The sequence below is a fragment of the Paenibacillus tyrphae genome (assembly GCF_027925525.1).
GTDB lineage: Bacteria > Bacillota > Bacilli > Paenibacillales > NBRC-103111 > Paenibacillus_G > Paenibacillus_G tyrfis_B.
In genome coordinates this window covers 1-22,787 of record NZ_BSDJ01000035.1, presented here as the reverse complement: position 1 = coordinate 22,787, position 22,787 = coordinate 1, and the positions used below count along the sequence as shown (strand labels likewise).

General features: G+C 53.3%; 18 protein-coding genes and 10 tRNA genes. 6 read left to right on the top strand and 22 right to left on the bottom strand.

From position 1 onward, the window contains the following. Positions 1 to 5: 5 nt before the first annotated feature. The gene (locus tag QMG93_RS29405) at positions 6 to 968 is read right to left on the bottom strand and encodes an AAA family ATPase (protein WP_281942969.1); all 963 of its coding nucleotides are present in this window, start codon (positions 966 to 968) and stop codon (positions 6 to 8) included. A 130-nt stretch (positions 969 to 1,098) separates the two neighbouring features. Next, a complete protein-coding gene (locus QMG93_RS29400; RefSeq protein ID WP_281942878.1) occupies positions 1,099 to 2,511 on the bottom strand; it encodes a polysaccharide deacetylase in 1,413 nt (470 codons plus the stop codon). A gap of 198 nt (positions 2,512 to 2,709) precedes the next feature. Between QMG93_RS29400 and QMG93_RS29395 the strand changes: the two genes are divergently transcribed. After that, positions 2,710 to 3,702 carry an ABC transporter substrate-binding protein gene (locus QMG93_RS29395; RefSeq protein WP_281942876.1) on the top strand — a complete coding sequence of 331 codons (993 nt, stop codon included), beginning with the start codon at positions 2,710 to 2,712 and terminating at the stop codon, positions 3,700 to 3,702. Between the two features lie 12 nt (positions 3,703 to 3,714). Here QMG93_RS29395 and QMG93_RS29390 read toward each other — a convergent pair whose 3' ends face one another. The 3 genes from QMG93_RS29390 to QMG93_RS29380 all read right to left on the bottom strand — a co-directional run bounded on the left by QMG93_RS29390 (position 3,715) and on the right by QMG93_RS29380 (position 6,254). Continuing rightward, positions 3,715 to 4,800, bottom strand: coding sequence for a lactonase family protein (locus tag QMG93_RS29390; RefSeq protein WP_281942874.1), 1,086 nt, complete (start codon positions 4,798 to 4,800; stop codon positions 3,715 to 3,717). Positions 4,801 to 4,943: 143 nt separating this feature from the next. Then, positions 4,944 to 5,432: a thioredoxin-dependent thiol peroxidase gene (gene bcp, locus QMG93_RS29385; protein ID WP_281942872.1), complete on the bottom strand. Its 489-nt coding sequence runs from the start codon at positions 5,430 to 5,432 to the stop codon at positions 4,944 to 4,946. Positions 5,433 to 5,585: 153 nt separating this feature from the next. Then, positions 5,586 to 6,254, bottom strand: coding sequence for a hypothetical protein (locus tag QMG93_RS29380; RefSeq protein ID WP_281942871.1), 669 nt, complete (start codon positions 6,252 to 6,254; stop codon positions 5,586 to 5,588). 381 nt (positions 6,255 to 6,635) lie between these two features. Here QMG93_RS29380 and QMG93_RS29375 point away from each other — a divergent pair, with 381 nt between their 5' ends. Then, on the top strand, positions 6,636 to 6,848 hold the full coding sequence (locus QMG93_RS29375) for a hypothetical protein (RefSeq protein ID WP_216798292.1): 213 nt from the start codon (positions 6,636 to 6,638) through the stop codon (positions 6,846 to 6,848). 105 nt (positions 6,849 to 6,953) lie between these two features. Here the strand turns inward: QMG93_RS29375 and QMG93_RS29370 are convergent, their stop codons facing one another. The 3 genes from QMG93_RS29370 to QMG93_RS29360 are packed head-to-tail and all read right to left on the bottom strand — an operon-like array spanning position 6,954 to position 9,585. Continuing rightward, on the bottom strand, positions 6,954 to 7,739 hold the full coding sequence (locus QMG93_RS29370; RefSeq protein ID WP_281942868.1) for an ABC transporter permease: 786 nt from the start codon (positions 7,737 to 7,739) through the stop codon (positions 6,954 to 6,956). Positions 7,740 to 7,745: 6 nt separating this feature from the next. Then, complete coding sequence (locus tag QMG93_RS29365) at positions 7,746 to 8,540, bottom strand: ABC transporter permease (protein WP_281942865.1); 795 nt, start codon at positions 8,538 to 8,540, stop codon at positions 7,746 to 7,748. Next, positions 8,533 to 9,585: an ATP-binding cassette domain-containing protein gene (locus tag QMG93_RS29360; protein WP_281942864.1), complete on the bottom strand. Its 1,053-nt coding sequence runs from the start codon at positions 9,583 to 9,585 to the stop codon at positions 8,533 to 8,535. Before QMG93_RS29360 ends, QMG93_RS29365 begins: the two co-directional genes overlap by 8 nt. Before the next feature lie 191 nt (positions 9,586 to 9,776). Between QMG93_RS29360 and QMG93_RS29355 the strand changes: the two genes are divergently transcribed. The 4 genes from QMG93_RS29355 (at position 9,777) to QMG93_RS29340 (ending at position 18,201) form a co-directional block, all read left to right on the top strand. Continuing rightward, a complete protein-coding gene (locus QMG93_RS29355; protein WP_281942862.1) occupies positions 9,777 to 10,808 on the top strand; it encodes an LCP family protein in 1,032 nt (343 codons plus the stop codon). Positions 10,809 to 10,878: 70 nt separating this feature from the next. Next, positions 10,879 to 11,688, top strand: a complete 810-nt coding sequence (locus QMG93_RS29350; RefSeq protein ID WP_127463227.1) for a PhzF family phenazine biosynthesis protein — start codon at positions 10,879 to 10,881, stop codon at positions 11,686 to 11,688. 103 nt (positions 11,689 to 11,791) lie between these two features. Beyond that, entirely contained in the window at positions 11,792 to 13,147 is a 1,356-nt protein-coding gene (locus tag QMG93_RS29345) for a glutamate-1-semialdehyde 2,1-aminomutase (protein WP_281942861.1), read from the top strand. A 515-nt stretch (positions 13,148 to 13,662) separates the two neighbouring features. Next, a complete protein-coding gene (locus QMG93_RS29340; protein ID WP_281942860.1) occupies positions 13,663 to 18,201 on the top strand; it encodes a glutamate synthase-related protein in 4,539 nt (1,512 codons plus the stop codon). A gap of 113 nt (positions 18,202 to 18,314) precedes the next feature. On the opposite strand, the gene QMG93_RS29335 is transcribed toward QMG93_RS29340, so the two are convergent. From QMG93_RS29335 to QMG93_RS29270, 14 genes are all read right to left on the bottom strand, one after another. Further along, positions 18,315 to 18,977, bottom strand: coding sequence for a bifunctional 2-keto-4-hydroxyglutarate aldolase/2-keto-3-deoxy-6-phosphogluconate aldolase (locus QMG93_RS29335; RefSeq protein WP_281942859.1), 663 nt, complete (start codon positions 18,975 to 18,977; stop codon positions 18,315 to 18,317). 58 nt (positions 18,978 to 19,035) lie between these two features. Continuing rightward, positions 19,036 to 20,034 carry a sugar kinase gene (locus QMG93_RS29330; protein ID WP_413789358.1) on the bottom strand — a complete coding sequence of 333 codons (999 nt, stop codon included), beginning with the start codon at positions 20,032 to 20,034 and terminating at the stop codon, positions 19,036 to 19,038. Next, a complete protein-coding gene (gene kduD, locus QMG93_RS29325) occupies positions 20,019 to 20,774 on the bottom strand; it encodes a 2-dehydro-3-deoxy-D-gluconate 5-dehydrogenase KduD (protein WP_281942858.1) in 756 nt (251 codons plus the stop codon). The genes QMG93_RS29330 and kduD overlap by 16 nt, the downstream gene beginning before the upstream one ends. Positions 20,775 to 21,024: 250 nt before the next feature. After that, entirely contained in the window at positions 21,025 to 21,486 is a 462-nt protein-coding gene (locus QMG93_RS29320; RefSeq protein ID WP_216798283.1) for a GreA/GreB family elongation factor, read from the bottom strand. Between the two features lie 314 nt (positions 21,487 to 21,800). Continuing rightward, a tRNA-Arg gene (locus QMG93_RS29315) sits at positions 21,801 to 21,874 on the bottom strand. 7 nt (positions 21,875 to 21,881) lie between these two features. Continuing rightward, positions 21,882 to 21,955 (bottom strand) — tRNA-Gly (locus QMG93_RS29310). A gap of 14 nt (positions 21,956 to 21,969) precedes the next feature. Further along, a tRNA-Pro gene (locus tag QMG93_RS29305) sits at positions 21,970 to 22,046 on the bottom strand. 7 nt (positions 22,047 to 22,053) lie between these two features. Then, positions 22,054 to 22,133 (bottom strand) — tRNA-Leu (locus QMG93_RS29300). Positions 22,134 to 22,143: 10 nt separating this feature from the next. Beyond that, positions 22,144 to 22,218: transfer RNA gene (locus tag QMG93_RS29295), tRNA-Gly, on the bottom strand. Positions 22,219 to 22,283: 65 nt separating this feature from the next. Continuing rightward, positions 22,284 to 22,355 (bottom strand) — tRNA-Gly (locus tag QMG93_RS29290). A 21-nt stretch (positions 22,356 to 22,376) separates the two neighbouring features. Further along, positions 22,377 to 22,449 (bottom strand) — tRNA-Lys (locus QMG93_RS29285). A gap of 12 nt (positions 22,450 to 22,461) precedes the next feature. After that, positions 22,462 to 22,533: transfer RNA gene (locus QMG93_RS29280), tRNA-Gln, on the bottom strand. Positions 22,534 to 22,540: 7 nt separating this feature from the next. Beyond that, positions 22,541 to 22,616 (bottom strand) — tRNA-His (locus tag QMG93_RS29275). 25 nt (positions 22,617 to 22,641) lie between these two features. Continuing rightward, positions 22,642 to 22,716 (bottom strand) — tRNA-Thr (locus QMG93_RS29270). Positions 22,717 to 22,787: the final 71 nt, after the last annotated feature.

The following is a 22,787-nucleotide window of genomic DNA, read 5'->3' as shown; positions in this document are numbered from 1 at the left end:
TTTCCTCAGCCTGCGGCATGCCGTCGGACCGGCAGCGGCGCGCTGGCGACGAGCGAAGCGACAAGAGCTTCCGCCTGACGGCCGGACAGCAGCGCAGACGGCGCTAGCGTCAATCGATGCGCCAGTACGGGAACGGCCAGCTCCTTTACGTCGTCCGGGATAACATAACTGCGGCCCTTCAGGAACGCCTGCGCCTGGGAGGCCCGCATCAATGCGACCGAAGCCCGCGGGCTGGCGCCGAGCGATACGTCCGGATGCGTGCGGGTTGCCGTCGCAAGCTGGACGATGTACTCCTTGATCGTATCATCGACATGAACGGCGCGGGCTTCTTTTTGAAGGGAAACGAATTCCTCCTGAAGGACGACCGTACGAATTTGAGCGAGCGGAAACGGCTCTTCCATGCGGCCCAGCATCTCCACCTCGCCAAGCGGGTCGGGATAACCGAGACGAAGCTTCACCATAAACCGGTCGAGTTGGGCTTCGGGCAGTGAGAATGTGCCCTCGAAGTCGACGGGATTTTGCGTCGCCAGAATAAAAAACGGCTCCGGCAGCGGATAGGTCGTTCCGTCGACCGTCACCCGCTTCTCTTCCATCGCCTCCAGCATGGCGGCTTGCGTCCGCGGCGATGCGCGGTTCAGCTCATCGGCCAATACGATATGGGCAAGCAAAGGCCCCGGACGGAATTCGAATTCGCCGCTGCGTTGGTTGTACACCGAAACCCCGGTCAGATCGGACGGCAGCAAATCCGGGGTGCATTGAATCCGCTTGAAGCTGCTATCGATCGTTCTCGCCAGCGCGCGCACAAGCATCGTTTTGCCTACGCCCGGGACGTCTTCCAGCAGCACATGTCCGCCGCAAAGCAGAGCCACAAGCAGCTTTTCGATGACCTCCCGTTTGCCTACGATGACCTTTTCCACCTGATACACGATCCGTTCGAGCACCGCCTGAGGCGTATCCGTCAGATTCATAGATTTTGTCACCCTGAAAACCTCCTGACCTGAATCATGGTATGCAAGCTTTTCCAGTCTTGCATTCTAGCATTCAGTATGGCCGGTTTTCATAGCTTTTAGACTCGAGCGAGAGGTTTCCACATGTTCGTCAACTATGCATCCAACCAATCCGATAGCCGCCATAGACTGCCGCCTGCACCTCCGCAGCCCCCCGTTCGTGCGGAGCGTCGCTGGACAACATCCGGTCGCCCAGCAGCTCCAGCGTTTGACGGAGCGGCACATACAGCGTCCCGTTCGCAAGCTCTATTTCAGGAAACGGGTGAATGCGTGTCTTCGCTTCAGCATCCCATTCGGCTGCCGGACGCCGTACCCTCAGCTGCTGCCGGGCCAAATCGTACTCGGCCGTAATCGCTCCATAGCGAACGACAGCCATCCGGCGCTCGGCGTTCCATTCGACGATTCCGCCCATCGCTGCGATCAATGATCTCAGAGGTACCCTATAGCTCCCGTCCCGAAAACGGAACTGCTCCTTCGTTAAAGCCAGCGTGCGTTCACCCAAATGTACATTCAAACGATCCGGCCCTCCCCTTTGACCGGCTTCCGTATAAGCGATGGCTGCGGGCGAGCCGGGCAGCGCTTTCGGAGCATTAGCCTTGCTCGGAATGTCCTCTGGAGCCAAAAGTCCCCTATGTTCGTGCGCAGCAGCTAGCAGGCTATCGAACGATTCGCGAGTTTCCGTCCTGGACCATTTCAGGTTCCCGCCGGAAAACTGTACCGGCTTCACCTCTGGGGCGAGCGAAGCGAAAGCATAGCCTTTTTCTTTAAATAACCGGATAATTCGCGGAAGCGCTTTTACCGTTTCTTCATGTCCCAAACCGTCGTGCATCAGCACAATAACCTCGTTTCCGAACGGCCCTTTTTCCACCGTACGGAAAATCTGGTCTGCCGTCATCCCGGGACGCCTCGCATCTTCGCTGTCGATGCTCCAATCGTAAACCTCGTAGCCGGCCTGCCCCAAATAATAGAAATAAAAAGCGTCAAAATTGCCGTACGTTCCGCCCGGAGCACGGATAAAACGCGGCCTGACGCCCGATGTCTCCAGCAATATATTTTCCGTCTTCTGAACCTGCTCCCAGAATGCGCGAAAATCGGAATACAGCTCCCGGTAAACGTGATTATACGTATGATTGCCGAGGGCATGGCCGTCCTCTACGATACGCTTCGCTATTTTCGGGCGTTCCTGCACCTGCTCGCCCAGCACGAAGAAGGTGGCCCGAATGTCCTCCTCCTGCAAAATATCCAGCACCTTCGGGGTCAGCTTGCTTGGCCCGTCGTCGAAGGTCAAGTACACCGTCGGTTTTTCTGCCGGGGTATAGTTTTTTTCGATTGCTATACGTTTGCCCGATTTCAACTGCGTAAATAAAGCTTCCTCTCCTTCATGACCGGGTGCCGCCTCTGCCGTGTTCGTCAAGACCGTAAGCCACAGGATCGTGAGGCCAAGCATGGCTGTCCAAACGGTGCTTATCATGCGGAACGAATAAGCTTGCGGTCTGCGCTTCATTGAGAGATCCCTCCGTATAGTTCTATGAAATAGGTATTGATAGAATATATGGATGGTTTTTCTCTTTTATGACCGGAGCGCCGCCCTGAGGTTCGCCGGACGACCGTAGAAGAAAAGATTGACAAGGGGGAGGGAACAAGGTAGAATTTTTCACGATAATGATAATCATTTTCATTTATAAAGAGAGGGGTATCATCTTTGTTTACATCTTTGCGTTCGAAATGGAAATCCGCTGCTGCGCTCTTGGCTTGCGCAACCGCCTTGGGTGCGATGTTGAGCGGCTGCGGCACGGCTAACACTTCAGCCCCGACTAATGATACGACTCAAAAGCAGCCGGCTGCGGCAGCCGTATCCGAACTAACGATCAACCACGCGATGGGCTCTTCCAAAGTTCCCACTGAGCCCAAACGGATCGTCGTTCTGACTAACGAAGGAACGGAAGCCGTGCTTGCTCTTGGCTTTAAACCGGTGGGAGCGGTTAAATCGTGGTCCGGCAACCCGTGGTACGACCATTTGAAAAAAGATTTGGATGGCGTCGAAGTCGTCGGAGACGAGAACCAGCCGAACCTTGAAGCGATCGCCAAGCTGGAACCCGATTTGATCCTCGGCAACAAGCTGCGGCAGGAAAAAGTATACACGCAGCTCGCCGCCATCGCGCCGACGGTATTCTCGGAACGTCTGCAATCCGACTGGCAAAAAAATTTCCGCGTCTATGCCGAAGCCGTTAACAAAAAAGCCGAGGGCGAGCAGCTTTTACAGCAGTATGACAAGCGCATTGCCGATATGAAGGCCAAAGCGGGAGACAAGCTCCATACGAAAGTATCGCTTGTTCGCTTTATTCCGGGGAAAGCCCGGCTTTATATGAAAGATACGTTTGCAGGACTCGCGCTCAGCAAAATCGGCTTTAAGCGTCCTGCCGCTCAGGACAAAGACGAGTTTGCGACCGAAATCAATAAGGAACGCCTCCCGGATATGGACGGAGATATTCTGATCTATTACGTATGGGATAACGATAAAAAAGAAGCGAGCGCCGTCGAGAAAGACTGGACGAGCGACCCGCTTTGGAAAAACTTAAACGTCGTGAAGAATAACAAAGTGATTAAAGTGAGCGACGATATTTGGAACTCCTCCGGCGGGATCATCGCCGCCAATAAGATGCTGGACGAAGTGGATCAATACCTGCTGAAATAAACATCCTGCCCGTTAATCGAAAAATTGGATGCACACCGGTTTCGGTATGCGAAGCTCATAACCTGTGGGCTCCAGCCGGCCGGTGTTTTCATTTACGGCTAACGTGACAATGGAATCAGAATTTTGATTGGCGGCCAACACGAATTTCCCATCTGGCGTGACGGCAAAATTTCTCGGCCATGCTCCGCCGGTCGGCTCGTGCTGGATCAGCGTCAGCTTGCCGCTGGTCCGATTGATGCGGTAGACGGCTATGCTGTCGTGCCCGCGGTTGGAGCCGTATAAGTAGTCCCCGGTCACCCCGATATGGATATCGGCACAGTAGCTCTCCCCTGCAAACCCTTCCGGCAGCGCGGACACCGTCTGGATTTCCCGAAGCGTTCCGGATTCTTGGCTATAATCGAACGCCGTAATCGTAGAATCCAGCTCGTTAATCACGTACGCATACGGAAGGTCGGGATGAAACGCCATATGCCGCGGGCCTGCCCCGGCATGCACCTGCACTTCGCCATGTAAAACAAGCGACGGCTTTGCTTCGTTCTCTTGAACGTTGTAGATCATGATTTTGTCCGTTCCGAGATCTGCGACATAAATGCGGGAATCTTTCAGGACGGTGCAATGCGCATGAGCCGCTTCCTGCCGATCGCTGCGGGCGCTATGTCCCTCATGCTGCTTCCGATCCGCCAATGGGCCGATACTGCCATCTTCCGAGATCGGGTACAGGCTTACGCTGCCGCTTGTATAATTAGCTACGACGAGCCGCCTCCCCTCACGATCCGTTACCAAATGGCACGGCGAAGCGCCGAAAGTAGGCTGTTTGCCGGTATAGCGCAAAGCCCCGGTCTCCGCTTCCACAGCGTAAGAAGCCACTTCCCCGCCTTCCTTGCCTGCCTCATCCTGCAGCTCGCTTACCGCAAACACCCTGCCGCGTTCCGTATCTACCGTTAAGAAGGAAGGCATCTCGACCTCCGCATAAGCGCCGATGACAGACAGCTCCCCGGTTGACTTATCCATACTTAGTACATATAAAGAATCGTTCCCTCCGCCATTATAAGTTCCTACATAGACGATCCGACAGGACTGTTTTTCATACCGCTGCATTCACGAACGCTCCCTTGCTGGAAATTTATTGCTAAGGGTTGTTTTCGCCAACCCCAGTATGCATTCCTGCTTCTACCAAACTTGATGCAAATTTAAAAGCCGGGGCTGCTTTACGTTGCTCCCGGCCTTTAGATGAACGGCTACTATGAGGTCTTTACTCCTGCTTGAGCCTCCTTGACGGCTTCCAGCACCTGTTCGACATGTCCCTTGATCCGAACGCCGCGCCATTCACGGACAAGCTTGCCTTGCGGATCGATAACAAATGTCGAGCGCACCACGCCCATATATTCACGTCCGTACATCTTTTTCAGCTGCCAAACGCCGAACAACTCGCACACCTCGTGTTCAAGGTCGGAGAGCAGCAGGAACGGCAGCTCGTATTTGGCGGCGAACTTCCCATGGGACTTCAGGTCGTCTGGGCTAATCCCGATCACCTCGGTGTTCAAGTTCTCGAACTGTGCGTTGTAATCACGGAATTGACAGGACTCCTCCGTGCATGTAGGCGTCATATCCTTAGGGTAGAAATACAGAACGACGTATTTGCCCCGAAACTGCGATAGCGTTACGGTTTCCCCGTTTCCAGCCGTCAGAGTAAAATCTGGAACAGGTTGTCCGGGTTGAAGCTGCGGCATAGTGATTTCCTCTCCTCGCATCCATATTGTAAATTTTTTCTTTGTACAAGCATTATACGAAACTCCTCCGCCGCAAAACAACCTGATCTGCTCTCAGGAACATGAAAAAGCCGCCCTCATAAAAGGACGGCTTTCTTAGGTGTTCGGAAGCTCTTACTTCTTATTGATGAATGCTTTCAGGGAATCGTTCAATTGATCCTTCAGGCCGGCAATGACTTGATCTTCGTTGAGGCCTTTTTCTTTCGCGATATCGGCAATCGTTTTGCCGCTGCTGAACGCCTCATCCAATTCATTTTGGGTAATGCCAAGCACTTTAGCTACGGATTCTTCATCGACTTGAGTTTTCAGCTTAAGCTTTTTGGAATACTTGCCACTGAATTTATCTTGATAACCTGATTTATCGATTGCTTCGGAAAACTTTTCTGTAACTTCTTTCTTCAATTGCGTCGCTTCTTCTTCAGTAATTCTATTTTGGCTTAATGCATTATCTACTCTTTCAAGCGCCGGATTAACCAATCTGCTAATCAAATCCGAACGTTCGACTCCGCTTGTACGGGCCAGCTCACTGATCGATTTTCCTTTTTTGAGCTCTGCTTTGAAATCGTCCACGTTCATATTAATAATACCGGATGCCTGAACAATAACCGAAGTCAAACCGACATCTACACGTTTGTGCAAAGGAATGGAAGCATCCGGAACGACCGTGTACGTAATATCGTCATCCGCAAACGCCTTAGGAGCTGTTGCCAAACCGCCGATTCCGCCAAACAATACTGCTGCTGCTACCGTACCTGCCATAACTTTACCTGTCCATTTTTTCATAATTCTCTCCACCCTATCCTTTTTTTTATTTCGAACATACGCTTGAACATTCGTTTTGAACAAACGTTTTGAACATATGTTCAACTCCCTATGATTTGTATCATACCACTGGATAAACCTCCCTGTCAACTCGCTCGAAATCATCAAGTATGTACATTTTTTGAACGAACCAGTTCGTGGTAAGGGATTTATTGTTAGTATAGGAGCGAAATATGAACTCAACGTTACGCCAAGCTTAAAGGAAAATGAAATAAAGCTTAAAAAAATCTTAAAACAAAGAGACTTGATTTTTCTAAATTTTGCCCAACTGGGGATTGGCCCAGTCCACTAGACGTTTGTCGCATACTATAAAATAAATCCAACTCGAAAGGAGCCGCTTATATGCACGATTACGATTGCTATTCTCCATGTCCGACCAAGACCGTTTACGATCCGCCCGTCCGGATCTACCGGGATTTTTTCCACCCTCAGATCGTTCAGGTCGTTCATCCCGTCGAAATCGTCAATCGCCATCATTGCGTCCCTTGCCCGCAGCACGTTTACTCCTATTCCGAGAGAGACGAATGGGTCAAAGGCGGGCACAAAGGCTACTAATGGTAACCTTCTCCACGGCGCTGTTCCCGGTACGCAAAAGAGGAGCTTGCCTGTCGGCAGCTCCTCACGATCCCAATATGTTACTTGTTACAAATGCTCCGCCCTCTACGAGCCCGCTCCGCGGTACCGCTTCACCCCATAATTCCATACCGTCAGCCCGAAGGTGAGGAAGACGAGCCCGACTACCGGGGTAAGCAAGGCAAACGTCCCCCAATTCGCCCGGTCCAGGAAATAGGCAGCGGGATAAAAACCGACAAAGCCAAACGGCAGCACCCATGTCAGCATGATGTTAAGAAGACGGTTGTAGATCGTCATCGGGTACCGCCCGTAGTTTTGCAGGTTCCACAGCAGTGGCAAAATGCCAGTAGGCGAATCCGAGAAAAACGACAACGATGTAAAGAAAATGTACACGCCCCCGTAAATCATGATCGAACCGAGCACCAGCACAATTAGAATGAGCGGATCGTACCACATCAGCCCGAGATCAAGCTGTGTCCAGGAATAGAACATGATGATCAGACCGACCAGCGCGCTGAACAGCGAGGACGGATCCATATTTTCCAGCATCAGCTGTATCAGATTATGTGCCGGACGGGTCAAGATCCGGTCCATTTCGCCTTTGACGATGTACCGCTCGGTGAATCCCCATAAGTTAAAAAACGTAATAAACAAGCCGTAAGGCACCATAAAATAGCCATAAATAAACAAAATCTGCTGCTCGTTCCATTCGCCGATCGCCGCGGTATGCTGGAACACGACGAGAATGAAAAATAAATTCAGCCCGTTAAATAACAGATCGGACAGCACCTCAATCCAGAAATCGGAACGGTAGGTGAGCCGCGTTTTCATGTAATTTTTCAAATAATTGACAAACAGGCTAGCATAGAACATGCGCCATCACCCTCCCTGTACGAACAGCCGCGTCCGCGCGCTCCGCCACAATACATAGAGCGGCACAATCAACAGCACGAACCAGACGATTTGGATGGCAAATACGTTGTAAACGGCGCTACCGGCGACCTTGCCGGTAAAGACGGAGCCAGGCAAGTACGTGATCGCCGGAAACGGCAGCAGATTCATCAGCTCTTGCGCCCAGCCCGGGAAGAACGACATTGGCACGACCAGGCCGGAGAACAAATCGACGGTTACCCGCTTCATCCGCATCATGCCTTCGTTGTTTTCAAGGAAAAAAGCAAACAGGCCGGTAATAATATTGATCTGCGTATTGATCAGGAAGCTGAAAAACAGCATGGCGAGAAAAATAAGCCAGGTCAGCGGATCTGACGGCAGCTGCACCGGAAACAAGAACGAGACGATCACCATGCCCGGCACGGAAAATAGAAAGAAGCGGAACAAGCCTTCGCCAAGACCCTGCATCATTTTGACGACGATGTAATTGTACGGGCGGATGAACTGGATTGCGACGCTGCCGTCTTTGATCTCATTCGCAATTTCCCGGTCCAGATTGTTAAAATAAAACGCCCGCGCCATCCACGATATAGCCACATAAGTCGTCATCTGGGTCACGGTCATCCCGCCGAGCAGCTCTTTCGTCCCGTAAATCGCCTTCCACAGAAAATAATACGCCCCAATATTAAGGGCATAAATAATAATCCCGCTGTAATAATTGACCCGGTAAGCGAGCATCATCAGGAAGCGGATGCGGATAATGTCCAGATAAGCGCTAAACATGCAGCGTCACTTCCTGTTCTTCGCGCAGCTCCTTTTTCGCTTCCGCCGATCCGGATTTGTAAATTTCCCGCACGATGTCGTCCGTATTCGTTTCAAGGATTTTAATGTCCTCAATCGTCGTTATGCCGACAACCCGGCTGAGCACCTCGGAGACGCTTGCCGCCTGCTGCGGAATCCATACTTTGGCCGTCAGTTCGTTGTCGAGCGACCAGTCTACTTGCAGTCCTGCGGTCAGCTCGCGCAAACGTGGTAAGGATACTAGCTCCGAGAAACGGAGAATGACTTCCTTGCCTTTGCCCCAGCGTTCTTTCAGCTCCTCAAGTCCTCCGTCGTAGATGATCCGTCCGTCGTCAAGCATAATGACCCGGGAACACAGCGCTTCAATGTCCTGCAGATCGTGGGTTGTCAGCAGAATGGTCGTGCCGTACCGTTTGTTCATGGATTTCAGAAACTCGCGGATTTCCGTCTTGACCATAATATCCAGACCGATCGTAGGCTCGTCCAGAAACAAAATTTCCGGATTGTGAATAAGCGATGCCGCAAGCTCGCAGCGCATCCGCTGGCCCAGACTCAGCTTGCGAACAGGCCGGTTCAACAACTCGCCAAGCTGGAGTCGCTCCACGAGCTCGTCCATCCGGCTGCGGTATTCCGCATCCGGGACGCGGTACACTTTCTTGAGCAGCTGGAACGATTCGATCACGCCGATATCCCACCAAAGCTGGCTGCGCTGGCCGAACACGACGCCGATGTTCCGGACGAATTTCTCCCTCTCTTTATAAGGAATGAAGCCGCCTACGCGAATATCGCCGGAGGTGGGAACGAGAATGCCGGTCAGCATTTTAATCGTGGTCGATTTGCCCGCTCCGTTCTCGCCGATGTAGCCGCATATCTCGCCCTGCGGAATTTGGAAGCTGATGTCTTTCACCGCGGCGACTTGGTTATACTCTCTCCTGAACAGGTCGCGCACGGCGCCTTTCAAGCCTTCCCGGTTTTTCTGCACTTTAAATTCTTTTCTCAGCCGATGCACATCGATGGCGAGATTCATAGATGTAGGTCCTCCTGTCAAAATATGCCGAAGCTTGCAGGCGCGGATTGAAACCTTTTATAATAATGAAATAGTTTCCTGTCCTAACGTATGCATGTTCCTGCGGCATTGTCAAAACCTATACCCGTTATGATACACCAACCTTACGATCAGGAAAAGCGAACGCAACCAGAGGAGGGAACCGAATTCCCATGGTCCGCACGATAAAATGGTTTTTCATTTCGCTGCTGCTGCTGTTGCTTGCAGGAATCGGCTATTTTACATATTCATTCGTTCAATTTGCCAATAACATTCAAAGTCATCCCGAAACGACCAAATTCGGCGGGCTTACCCCGAAGCAGCTCAACATGTCGGACAGCTACACTCCGCCCAAATGGGAGGGGAACTCACGGGTGAACGTGCTCATTCTCGGCGGCGACTCCCGGGGGCTCAAAAAGAACGAAGTACCGCGTTCCGATTCGATTATGGTCGCCTCCATCGATCCGGTGACGAAGAAAGCGTACTTATTTTCCATTTTGCGCGACACCTACGTGAAAATTCCGGGGCATGGCGAGGACCGCATCAATACGGCACTTGCCGTCGGCGGGCCGAATCTGGCCATGCGCACGGTTAGCGACCTGCTCGGTATTCCGATTCAATATTTTTTTTATACCGATTTCAAGGGCTTCATCGCGCTGACGGACGCCATCGGCGGTATCGATCTCGAAGTCGAGAAGGATATGAAGTACCGCGATTCGGAAGACGGCCATGAGTACGATATCGATCTGAAGAAGGGCATGCAGCATCTCGACGGAAAAATGGCGCTGCAGTACGTCCGGTTCCGTCACGATGCGATGAGCGACTTTTCCCGCACCGAGCGGCAGCGTAAATTTTTGCAGGCCGTCGCGCAAAAAATGCAGACGACCGGCTCTCTGATCCGACTGCCGAAAATATTGAACAGCATCGATCCTTACCTCGAAACGAACTTGACGACGACCGACATGCTGAAGCTCGGCTCGCTCGCCTTCGAGGCCAAAACCGAGGGGATGGTCAGCCAGCAAATCCCGCCTTCCGAGCTGCTGATTGAAAAACGGGTCGGCGGCGCCGAAGTCCTCAGCGTAAACCGCACCAAGCTGCAGGATTACATTAAGGCACTGTTCGAAGGCCGGGACCCTCTGGCTCCTACCGGCAAGGAAGGTGGCAATAAAAGCACGACTGGCACCGTACCGGCAAAAAAACAATAGCAGCTAGGAAACATACGCGAGCGGGAGGCCTGGGGCTTCCCGCTTTTGACCTGAAAGGAGAACTGTCATTATGATCGAAATGCATGTTATTGACGCCTTTGCGGATAAGCCGTTTCGCGGCAACCCTGCGGCGGTGTGTTTGCTAGAGCGCTATCCTTCCGACCCATGGCTTCAGCAGGTTGCGATGGAGATGAACTTGTCGGAAACGGCGTTTCTCTCCCCCCAAGAGGACGGCAGCTACCGGCTTCGCTGGTTTACACCGACGGTTGAGGTGGATTTGTGCGGCCATGCTACACTGGCCAGTGCACACTACTTGTGGGAGACCGAGCGGGCAGACCGCAAACAGGCTTTGACCTTTCACACGCTTAGCGGTCAGTTGACGGCATCTCAAAGTGAGGACGGTTGGATCCGGCTCGATTTTCCCGTTGAGCGGATCACCGAAACGGACGCGCCAGACCGATTGGCCGATGCCCTGGGCGGGGCCGTGCCCCGTTTTGTCGGAACCAACGGGCTGGACTTGCTGGTCGAACTGGACTCGGAGGAAGCCGTGCGGGAGCTCAAGCCCAATTTTACCGTCATGGCGGAGCTTGGTGTCCGCGGCGTGCTGATTACAGCCCGTTCGCAGGATGAACGGTACGACTTCGCCTCCCGCTGCTTCTTCCCGGCGCTGGGAATCGACGAAGATCCGGTTACCGGATCGGCCCATTGCGCGCTGGCGCCTTACTGGCAGGATAAGCTGGGAAAAGATCGGATGACGGCCATTCAATCGTCTGCACGAACAGGTGTTCTTAGACTGGCGCTGGTCGATGACCGTCTCCACATCCATGGTCAAGCGGTAACGGCACTTAAAGGCTCGCTTCTTCACATTCCCACAGAATGAGGCGCCGACCGATCCGATCCGATCCGATCCGGAGAAAAATTCACTGCAGGAACGTAATCCTTTATAATGTAAATATACATAGATGGAAAGGACTTGAATCCTCATGAGCAATCCATTTGCGTTTAACGCATCCGAAGCCAAGCCCCGCACACGCTCCGCAGCGCTTTATACGGAGGCGCTTGAGCATATCGTCGGCGGGGTCAACAGCCCTTCCCGCTCCTTCAAAGCCGTGGGCGGCGGAGCGCCCGTTTTCATGAAACGGGGACAAGGAGCGTATTTCTGGGACGAAGACGACAACCGTTACATCGACTATTTGGCCGCCTACGGTCCGATCATTCTCGGCCACGCGCATCCTCATGTGACCTCCGCCATCGTCCGTGCCGCGGAGAACGGCACATTGTACGGTACGCCGACGGAACTGGAAATCCGATTCGCCCGCATGCTGAAAGAAGCGATTCCGTCGCTTGACAAGGTCCGCTTCGTCAACTCCGGCACTGAGGCCGTAATGACGACGATCCGGGTAGCCCGCGCCTATACCGGCCGGAACAAAATCATCAAATTCGCCGGCTGCTACCACGGCCATTCGGACCTGGTGCTCGTTGCCGCCGGCTCCGGCCCGTCCACCCTCGGCATACCGGACAGCGCCGGCATTCCGGTCAGCATCGCGCACGAGGTCATCACCGTGCCGTTCAACGACCTCGCCGCGCTGGAAGCTGCGCTGGAGCGTTGGGGCAGCGACGTGGCCGCGGTCATGGTCGAGCCCATTGTCGGTAACTTCGGCATGGTCATGCCGAAGCCTGGCTTCCTGGAAGGACTATGCTCCGCCGCCCGCCGGAACGGCTCCCTTGTCATCTACGACGAGGTGATCACCGCGTTCCGCTTCCATTACGGCGCAGCCTCCACCTTCGCCGGTTTGCCCGAAGGCACCGACTACGCAGCCATCGAGCCCGATCTGACGGCCCTTGGTAAAATCATCGGCGGCGGACTGCCGATTGGCGCTTACGGCGGCCGCGCAGAGATCATGGCGCAGGTTGCGCCGCTCGGACCGGCCTACCAAGCCGGCACCATGGCCGGCAATCCGGCATCGATTTCCGCGGGGATCGCATGCTTGGAGGCGCTGCAAGAGCCCGGCACCTACGAGCGGCTGGACCGGCTGGGCGCCATGCTGGAAGCAGGCCTTGCCGAAGGGGCTCGCAAGCACGGTATCGCTCTAACCGTAAACCGCATCCGCGGCGCGCTGTCGACACACTTTTGCGACCATCCGGTGACAAACTACGACGAGGCGCAAAATACCGACGGCGAGCAGTTTGCAGCCTTTTTCCGCTATATGCTGGAGGACGGCATTTGCCTGGCTCCTTCCAAATATGAAGCCTGGTTCTTGACCACGGCTCATACGGATGAGGATGTCGCTTATACGATTGAAGCGGCAAATCGCGCATTCGCCCGAATGAACGCTTAACTGATAGATCGGCAATAAATTCCATTTATCACCCAAATTACGAACTATTATCGGACAAAGGTAATAGTTCGTTCGTTTTTTATCAACCCTCATCATTCCGCTCCGAAATTGCCTTTATTCACCAGTTATGCAAAATAGACAGCGCTTACAATTAACATTTCCCTTCAATGTTCTATTGTCTCACATGAAATTTCGTGATATTCTATAAATACTTTAAAACCAAGTGAATTCGGCTAAATGTAAGGTTTTTGCCATGTTAACTATGAAGCTGTGCGTTTGGACGGTTGGGGCGTTGTCCCTTTTATCACCCGCTTCCGCACAGCTTCTGCTGAATCGAGAAACCGAAAATCAAGTGAATTATGCAGAATAAATGTATTTTTATTCATTGCAATGATTCGTTGACTCTTTCCGCTTTCTTGCTTCACATGAACAAAGCCTTCTTTTCAGGACGAACCCGCAACTAATTTTAATGGGAGGTGACGGTCAGCCTGCTGACCACGAGAATGAATCAAGTTATGCGCAATGAAGGCCGCTTTCAGAATTTATTGGCCACCGAACATGATAGCTGCGGTATCATCTGTATTATTGAAAAAGACGGATTTCCGTCCCGCGACAACATTCAAAAGACGATCGACGCCCTCGTGAAAATGGAGCATCGTTCGGGTTTCATTAACGGGGAAGGCGACGGCTGCGGCATCCTGACCGACATTCCGCGCGCCCTGTGGGAGAAAAAGCTGACCGACGCCGGACTCGACGGCAAGCTTGCTCATGACGAGCGCTTCTCCGTTGCGCACATTTTCGTGCCGCGCAAGCTGGACATCTCCGCTCCCGATATGCAAAAAGGCATCCGCGAGCTGTTCTCCCAGTTCCAGGTCAGCATCCTCTTGGAGCAGGAAAATCAGGTGGACAGCAGCGTGCTCGGTCCGAACGGACGCAACGACGAACCGACCTTCTGGCAAATCGCGGGTCTCTGTGACAAGCAGGAAGTGAAAGTCTCCGACCATCTGTTTGAACTTCATGTGGCGATCGAAGCCAAATACAACGTACACGTCGCCACCCTCAGCAACGTCACGGCCGCTTATAAAGTAATGGGCGCCGCCAGCATTTTGCCGAAGTACTTCAATGACACCCGCGACCCGCTGTTCGCAGCGCAGGTTACTATCGGACACAACCGATACTCCACGAACACTCAATCCAGCTTCTTCCGCGTGCAGCCGTTCTCGCTGCTTGGCCATAACGGCGAGATCAATACGGTGAAAAAGATGCGGATCGAAGCCGACATGGTCGGCGTGCCCCTCGTTGACGGCGGCAGCGACTCCCAGGACATGAACCGCACCATCGAAACATTCATTCACCGTTTCGGCCTCAGCCTGTTCGAAGCGATGGAAGTCGTTTTCCCTCCGATTCTTAATGAGATGAAACTTTTCCGTCCGGAACTGCAGGACATGTACGTCTATTTCCGCCAAGCTTGGGGCCATTACGCGCAAGGACCGGCAGGGATCGTTTCCCGTTACGGCAACGAGTGCATTTTCAGCGTCGACGCGCTTGGTCTGCGTCCGGTATGGATGGTGGAAAGCGAAACGTCCCTGTATTTCTCTTCGGAGCAAGGCGTCATTACGGTCGGCGAGATGGTCGCAGATCCGAAACCGATTGCACCGGGCGAAAAAGTTGGCGTCGTGCTGACACCGGGCGAGCATGTACAGGTGATTCCTTATCATCTGGTGCAATCCTCCGTGCTGGAGCGCGTGCAAAGCCGTCTTGGACTCGAAGGACAGCGCAAGCACTTGAACAATGAAATTCCGGCCGTCGAAGCGGCGCCTTCCGCCGATGTCACGCCGACGGATGCGCTCTACAGCTCGTTCGGATGGGACCGCGACGGCATCCAAATGATCGAAACGACCGCCGAAACCGGCGCAGAGCCGATTCGCTCGCTCGGCCACGACAGCCCGCATGCCGCGTTGAACTGGGAGCGTCAGAATATTCCGGATTTCATCAAAGAAAGCGTTGCAGTTGTTACCAACCCGGCGATCGACCGTGACCGCGAAATGGAGCACTTCTCCACCCGCGTTGTCGTAGGGCCTCGCCCGGCCGTGTACAGCCAGCCGGATGACCGGCTGCGGGTAGAGCTGCTCTATCCCGTCGTGTTGGAGGGCAGCAACGGTATCGATTCTTTAGCTGAATTGAAACAGCCAAGCTATGAGCAGCTTGTTGCGATGTTCGGTGCGCAAAACGGCGATGCCGTTACCACGTTGTCGACAACGTTCGCCCGCGGCACTTCGCTGAAGGATGCCCTGGAGCAGCTTGCGGCGGACGCCGTGCAAGCTGTGCGCAAAGGCGCTATGCTGCTTGTGCTGGACGATAGCGAGGCGCATCAGAACGACCGGCTGTGGATGGACCCGCATCTGGCCGTATCCAAAGTCGATATCGCGCTTCGCGAAGTGAAGCTCGGTTACGGCAACAACCTGCGCCGTCAAACGACGATCGTGCTGCGCAGCGCGGCTATCCGCAACCTGCACGATATGGCCGTTGCTTGCGGCTTGGGCGCAGATGTGTTGTCCCCTTACATCTTGTTTGCTACGGCAGCGGCAAAGGACGGCGCACCGGCGGCACGCAAGGTGTTCACCGCGTTGATGAAAGGCTTGGAGAAAGTCATTTCCACGATCGGGACGCATGAGCTTCGCGGTTACACCCGCTTCTTCTCGTCGATTGGCTTGAAGCCGGAGCTCGCCGACGTGCTGGATATTGTAAACTACCTGGGCAGCGATAAAGCCGGAACCGGCTTTGCCGAGCTTGAAGCCGATGCCGAAGCCCGTTACGACGACTTTGCCAATCCGAAAGCAAAAGCAGCCCGCAACTTCCGCTTCTTCCAACGAATGTGGAAAGCGCTCGGCGATGCGGCTTCCGGAGCGGCTCCGTACGAAGACTATCGCGACAAGCTGCGCGAAGAGGAAAAGAAAAACGGTATTTCCATCCGTCACGTTGCGGATTTCAATTATGCGAAAGCGCACGCCGAAGGCCGTAAGCCGCTCGACCCTTCCCAAGTCGAGATTGGTATCGGCGGCCATGATCTGCCAATGCTCATTTCATCCATGTCCTTCGGATCGCAGAACGAGACGGCATTTCGTGCTTACGCCGAAGCCGGCGAGCGTCTGAACATGGTGACGATGAACGGCGAAGGCGGCGAGATCAAAGACATGCTCGGCCGCTACAAGCGAACCCGCGGCGCCCAAGTTGCATCTGGACGCTTCGGCGTTAACGTCGAGCTGGCTAACGCTGTTGCCTTCTTGGAAATCAAGATCGGGCAAGGCGCAAAACCGGGCGAAGGCGGTCACCTGCCGGGCTCGAAAGTAACGGCGAAGATCGCATTGGCACGGAACGCGACCATCGGCTCCGACCTGATATCACCGTCCAACAACCATGACATTTATTCGATCGAGGACTTGGCGCAAATCATTTCCGAGTTGAAGGAAGCGAGCGGACGCAAGGCGAAAATCATCGTCAAAGTTCCGGTCGTTCCTGGTATCGGCACGATTGCAGTCGGCGTTGCCAAAGCAGGCGCGGATGTGATCACGTTGTCCGGTTTTGACGGCGGCACGGGTGCAGCTCGGATTCACTCCATCACGCACGTCGGTCTGCCGACCGAAATCGGTACGAAGCTGGCGCACATCGCGCTGATCGAAGCCGGATTGCGCCACAAAGTGGAGCTTTGGTCCGACGGCGGCATGAAATCCGGTGCTGACGTTGTGAAAATGGTCATGCTCGGCGCGAACCGCATCGGCTTCGGCTCCATCGCAATGCAGTCCATCGGCTGTACGACGTGCCGCGGCTGTCACCTGGATACATGTCACGTCGGAATCGCAACGCAAATCGACTCGATGGAAGAAGCCGAAGAAAAAGGTCTTCGCCGCTTCGTCCCTCGTGTCTATGATACGGCTGTTGAATCGCTTGTTCGTTTGTTTGGCGGAATCGGCCGTGAAGTGCGGGACATCGTCGCTCAGCTCGGCTTTGCAAACCTGCAAGATCTCGTTGGTCGTTCCGACCTGCTGCAGCAAGTAAGTCATCTTGAGAAAATCGATCTGTCCGACCTGCTCCGTCCGGCTCCGCTGTCCTTGGCGGCAGCACAAGAAGCTTTGGAGGAAGTTGCAGCCGCGGTATCCTCGGATATTCGCATTGCAGCAGGAGCAGAAGGCCAGCAATTTTTCCCGGATGCCGTTTCGTTCGATGTGCCGGTGGAGCGTACTTGGTCCAAAGTCGATGCGGAATCCCGTATCCTTGGCAGCCGCTATGCAAGCCACCGCGTAAGAGACCGTTTCGATGGCAGCTACGATGCGCTGCCTCCGGTAAGCATCACCATGACCGAAGGTTCCGTGCCGGGTAACGGGTTGGCTGCTTTCAATGCCCGCGGCGTAAATATCACGGTTCACGGCGGTGCGGAAGACGGCGTCGGCAAAATGTCGCTCGGCGGTAAAGTCGCGATCCTGAAAGCACCAAGCAAGCATAAGCAATTCATCAATGGTTCCGTGGGCAAATCGTTCGGCTACGGCGCGCAAAAAGGCTTATTCCTGATTCAAGGCAATGCCGATACCCGCGCTTGCATCCGGTTCTCCGGCGCAGACGTCGTATTCGGCGGCGAAATTACGGCTCCGATTCAAGACGAGCTCGGCGGCATCGCAGCCCGCGCGAACTTGAAAGGCTTCGCCTTTGAATACATGACCAACGGCCGCGCTGTTGTGCTCGGCGATCCGGGTCCTTGGATTTGCGCAGGGATGACGGGCGGCGTCATTTACCAACGCCTCGTACCGGAGATGGGTCTAGATCAAGCCGCCATCGAACGCCGGGTAGCCAAAGGCGCCAAGGTCAAAATCGAACCGGTCGGCGTACAAAGTATGAAAGACTTGAGCGAACTGCTCGGCACTTACCATGAAGAGCTCGTGAAGTCCGGACAGCCGGAAGCCGCGGCGAAAGTGGAGCATTTGCTGAACAACCTGCAAACGAGCTTCGTTCGGATCGCACCGGTCGGTCTGCAAGCCGATCAATCGGTAGCTACCGAATAAACTTGATAAGAAGCAACCATTCGTAAGATCCTCATCAAAGAAAGAAGCAGCGTAACCCGAACGAACGTTTGGGTTACGCTGCTTCTTTGATATTACTATAGATAATGGACAACTTAGCCTTTCGCCGCCCGGTAAGCTTCGATATATTGCGTGGCTTTTTGGGCTACCAGACTGTAGTTGCCCGTTTTGACGGCTTCCGTTGTCAGATCGGAACCGATACCGACAGCCACTGCGCCCGCCTTGATCCAATCGGCGAGATTGTCCAAGGAGACACCGCCGGTCGGCATAACGTTGGCTTGCGGAAGCGGCCCTTTGATCGCTTTGATCGTGGATGGCGAGTACAGATTGCCCGGGAACAGCTTCACGATGTCTACGCCGAGCTCCAATGCCCGTTGAATCTCTTGAATCGTCATGACGCCAGGCATCACAGGTACGCGGTACCGGTTGCACAACGTAACGGTATGCGGATTTAACGCCGGACCGACCACGAATTCCGCTCCGCTTAGAATGCCCGCCCGCGCTGTTTCCGGGTCCAATACCGTCCCTACGCCAATAATCGCATATTTGGACGGGTCCTGCGTGGAGCTTGTATATTTCTTGGCAAGCTTCTCAATTGCCTGCAGTGCGAACGGCACCGTCATTGTCACTTCGATAACTTTGATCCCACCGGCAATCGCCTGTTCCGCCATTTCGACGACTTCTTCCGGCGTTTCTCCGCGCAGAACCGCTACCACGCCTTCATTGGTCAACTGCTGCAAAAGCTTGATTTTTTTCATATTCCCTCATCCGTTCCTAATATGAAATTAGTAGTGCATGGACTCGTTGCATCGGATACTACCTCTCGACATGCTTTACGTTGTTAAGAAACGCCTCCACTTGCTCCCAAGTCGGAATGCCTTCCCAGTCTCCCTCCATCTGTACCACCATACAGCCGATCAGGTTACCGAGGCGGACCGCTTCTTCCAAACTATAGCCCTTGAGCAACCCGACGAAAAAGCCCGCGCAAAAACCGTCTCCTGCCCCGACCGTATCCACGACTTGCTCCGCTTTAAAATACGGCACCGAGCTTACGCGTCCTTGCTCGACGATATACGTTACGTCTTCGCCGCCCTTGACGATCGATACCGCCTTAAGCTGGCTAAGCCGGCTTACAATTTCGTCGAAACTGTCCGTTTGATACAGCAGCTTCAACTCATCCAGTCCCGGGAGGAAATAATCCGCTTCTTGGGCCAATTCCAGCAGCACCTCTCGCGCTTCTTCCAGTGACCACAGCTTCAGCCTCAAGTTCGGATCAAAACAGACCTTCACGCCATGCTTGCGGGCCAGCTTCATCGCTTCCCTGACCGTTTCCCGGCAGGTCGGACTGAGCGCTGTCGTAATCCCCGTTACATGCAAATATTTGGCCTGCTTAATATATTGCTCGTCTAAATGCTCCGGCTTCAGTGTGCTGGCTGCCGAGCCTTTGCGGTAATAATAAACCGATGTTTTCCCGGATACCACCTCGCGGAGCATTAAGCCGGTCGGCGCTTCGGTTGTCAGCTCCACACGAGAGACGTCCACGCCCTCGCCGCGGATTTTTTTCATGATCATGCGGCCTAGCGGATCTTTCCCAAGGCGGCTGAACCAGCCTGCTCTGTGGCCCAGACGGGATACCCCGATCGCTACGTTGCTTTCCGCACCCCCGAACAGCCCTTGGAAGCGGGACGAATATTCGATTCCTTTGCTTCCTTCCGGCATCATCAATGCCATCGATTCCCCGAATGTAATGATTTCCGGCTGAAACATCTGCTGCTGCTCCGCTCGTCCGTTCTCCATCATTATCTCGTCATCCATCCCCCATCCACGCAAAGCACGTGGCCGCTCATGTAGTCTGAAGCCTGTGACGCGAGGAATATGATCGGTCCTTGCATATCTTCCGAAGTTCCCCAGCGCCCGGCTGGAATACGCACCAGAATTTGCGAGCTTCGCTCTTCATCCGCACGAAGCGCTGCCGTATTGTCGGTAGCCATGTACCCCGGAGCGATAGCGTTCACTTGAATGCCTTTGCTGGCCCACTCGTTCGCAAGCGCTTTAGTTACTCCGGCAATCGCATGCTTGGAAGCCGTATAGCCCGGCACATTAATCCCGCCTTGAAAACTTAACATTGATGCAATATTTATAATTTTACCCGACCCTTGTTTAATCATTTCACGCCCAACAAGCTGTGACAGGAAAAAAACAGAGTTTAAGTTCAAATTCAACACATCATGCCAGTCCTGCGCCGCGTGATCGGCAGCCGGCGTACGCCGAATAATCCCGGCATTGTTAACCAAAATATCGATTTTCCCAAATACGGACAACGCCTCGTCTACCACGCTCTTCAATACGCTTTCATCCATCAGATCCGCTATGATGGTGTGTGCCTTACGGCCCATCGCTTGGATTTGCTGCTCAACCTCACGCGAACGGTCGTTGCTTGTCACGATAACGACGTCTGCGCCTGCCTTGGCCAAGCCTAAGGAAATACCCGCACCAAGACCTACGGCTCCTCCGGTTACTAAAGCCACTTTTCCGGTCAAATCAAACAAATTCATCTCTAACACCCCATTTAAACGTTTTAAGCGTATCCGAGCTTACGTTCTAATCGGATTGCTCATTCCTTTTATTATAAGTCATACTGCTGCAAACTGCTATAGCCGGGTCCAAAATGTAACCGGAACGCTAAATTTTGTAGACAATTTGTATAGCTTCGGGCTCTCCCGATGGATTGTTTAATGTAGAAGAACAGCCCCTATCATCGAAAGGAGCTGTCCTTTTGTGAGCCTGATGTTTTTTCGATGTTGCTTAGCCTGTCTTCGTAAATTCGCCGGAGTAAGCGTATTTCACTTCTTCGATCGTTACAGCAAAGCTGCCGGCAGGAATTTCAATCGTTTGTACCGCACCCGACGTAGCTAAGAGCAACTGCCGCCCCATAGGGGATAAGAATGAAACATAGTTTTTATCAGGCGCAGTCAACGTTGGGAATACAATCGTAAACGTTTCCTCTAGACCGTCATCCTCATACTTCACTTTTACGCTGCTGCCGATCAGCACTTTGGAATATAAGGACTGCATAAACTGCACTTCATCTTGCGCCAATAAACGTTCCAGAACTGCCGTGTATTGTTCGATGAACTTCTCGAGTTTTGCTCGGTCCTTGCCTTGCTGCGGGCAAAAGTCATCAAGAAACGCACTGCTTTGTTCGTCAAAATAAAGCAATTGGTTAATTAATTGGGTACGGGCGCCACGTCCGAAACTAGGGTTCATAGTAGATATCCCCCCCTATATACGTTCTCATCCTTTGCGAGTTCAGCCTTTGTACTGCCATAGGACTCATATGCCTTCCTCCTTAAAAAAATAAGCCCCTCGAAAGGAGCTTTAACCCATTGTATCAGAACTTTTCCGTAAATGCCATGATTCCCAGAGATTGAACTGCGAAAGCTTATCCTACGTGCTCCCGCCCGATATATAATTTAGAGCACTGCATGGAAAGTGGCACCCTCTATAAGCGGGATCGTCTATAGCCAAAAGAATACAACAAAAAAAGGCCTGTTTCCAGACCTCTTTAATTTCAAATATGACGTCCCAGGAGGGATTCGAACCCCCGACCGACGGCTTAGAAGGCCGTTGCTCTATCCAGCTGAGCTACTGGAACTTACATATGGAGCGGGTGATGGGAATCGAACCCACGCTACCAGCTTGGAAGGCTGGAGTTCTACCATTGAACTACACCCGCATTAAAATATTGAATGGTCGGGACGACACGATTCGAACATGCGACCCCCTGGTCCCAAACCAGGTGCTCTACCAAGCTGAGCTACGTCCCGTTATAAATGCCGGTAGAGGGACTTGAACCCCCACGGTTTCCCTCACGATTTTGAGTCGCGCGCGTCTGCCAATTCCGCCATACCGGCATGTCATAAATGGAGCGGAAGACGGGATTCGAACCCGCGACCCTCGCCTTGGCAAGGCGATGCTCTACCCCTGAGCCACTTCCGCAAACTAATTTTAGATTAAAAGTAAAAAGAGCAATTGTCAATCTTCATAAGCAAAAGTTGCGATGAAGCGGAAGACGGGATTCGAACCCGCGACCCTCGCCTTGGCAAGGCGATGCTCTACCCCTGAGCCACTTCCGCTCAATTTATTTTGTAAGAAGATGAGCCATGTAGGACTCGAACCTACGACACCCTGATTAAAAGTCAGGTGCTCTACCAACTGAGCTAATGGCTCGTGCTAAAAATACTGGGGATCTAGGATTCGAACCTAGGCATGACGGAGTCAAAGTCCGTTGCCTTACCGCTTGGCTAATCCCCAATGACTATGGGGCGATCGAAGGGAATCGAACCCTCGAATGTCGGAGCCACAATCCGATGCGTTAACCACTTCGCCACGACCGCCATATGAATTATCATGTGGCCTTGATGGTGCCGTCGAGAGGAATCGAACCTCCGACCTACGCATTACGAGTGCGTTGCTCTACCGCTGAGCTACGACGGCACGTTACATAAAATAAAAATTTCGGAACCCTCGGATATTGTCCGTTTCGTTCCGAAGTTAAAAGCTTTAAA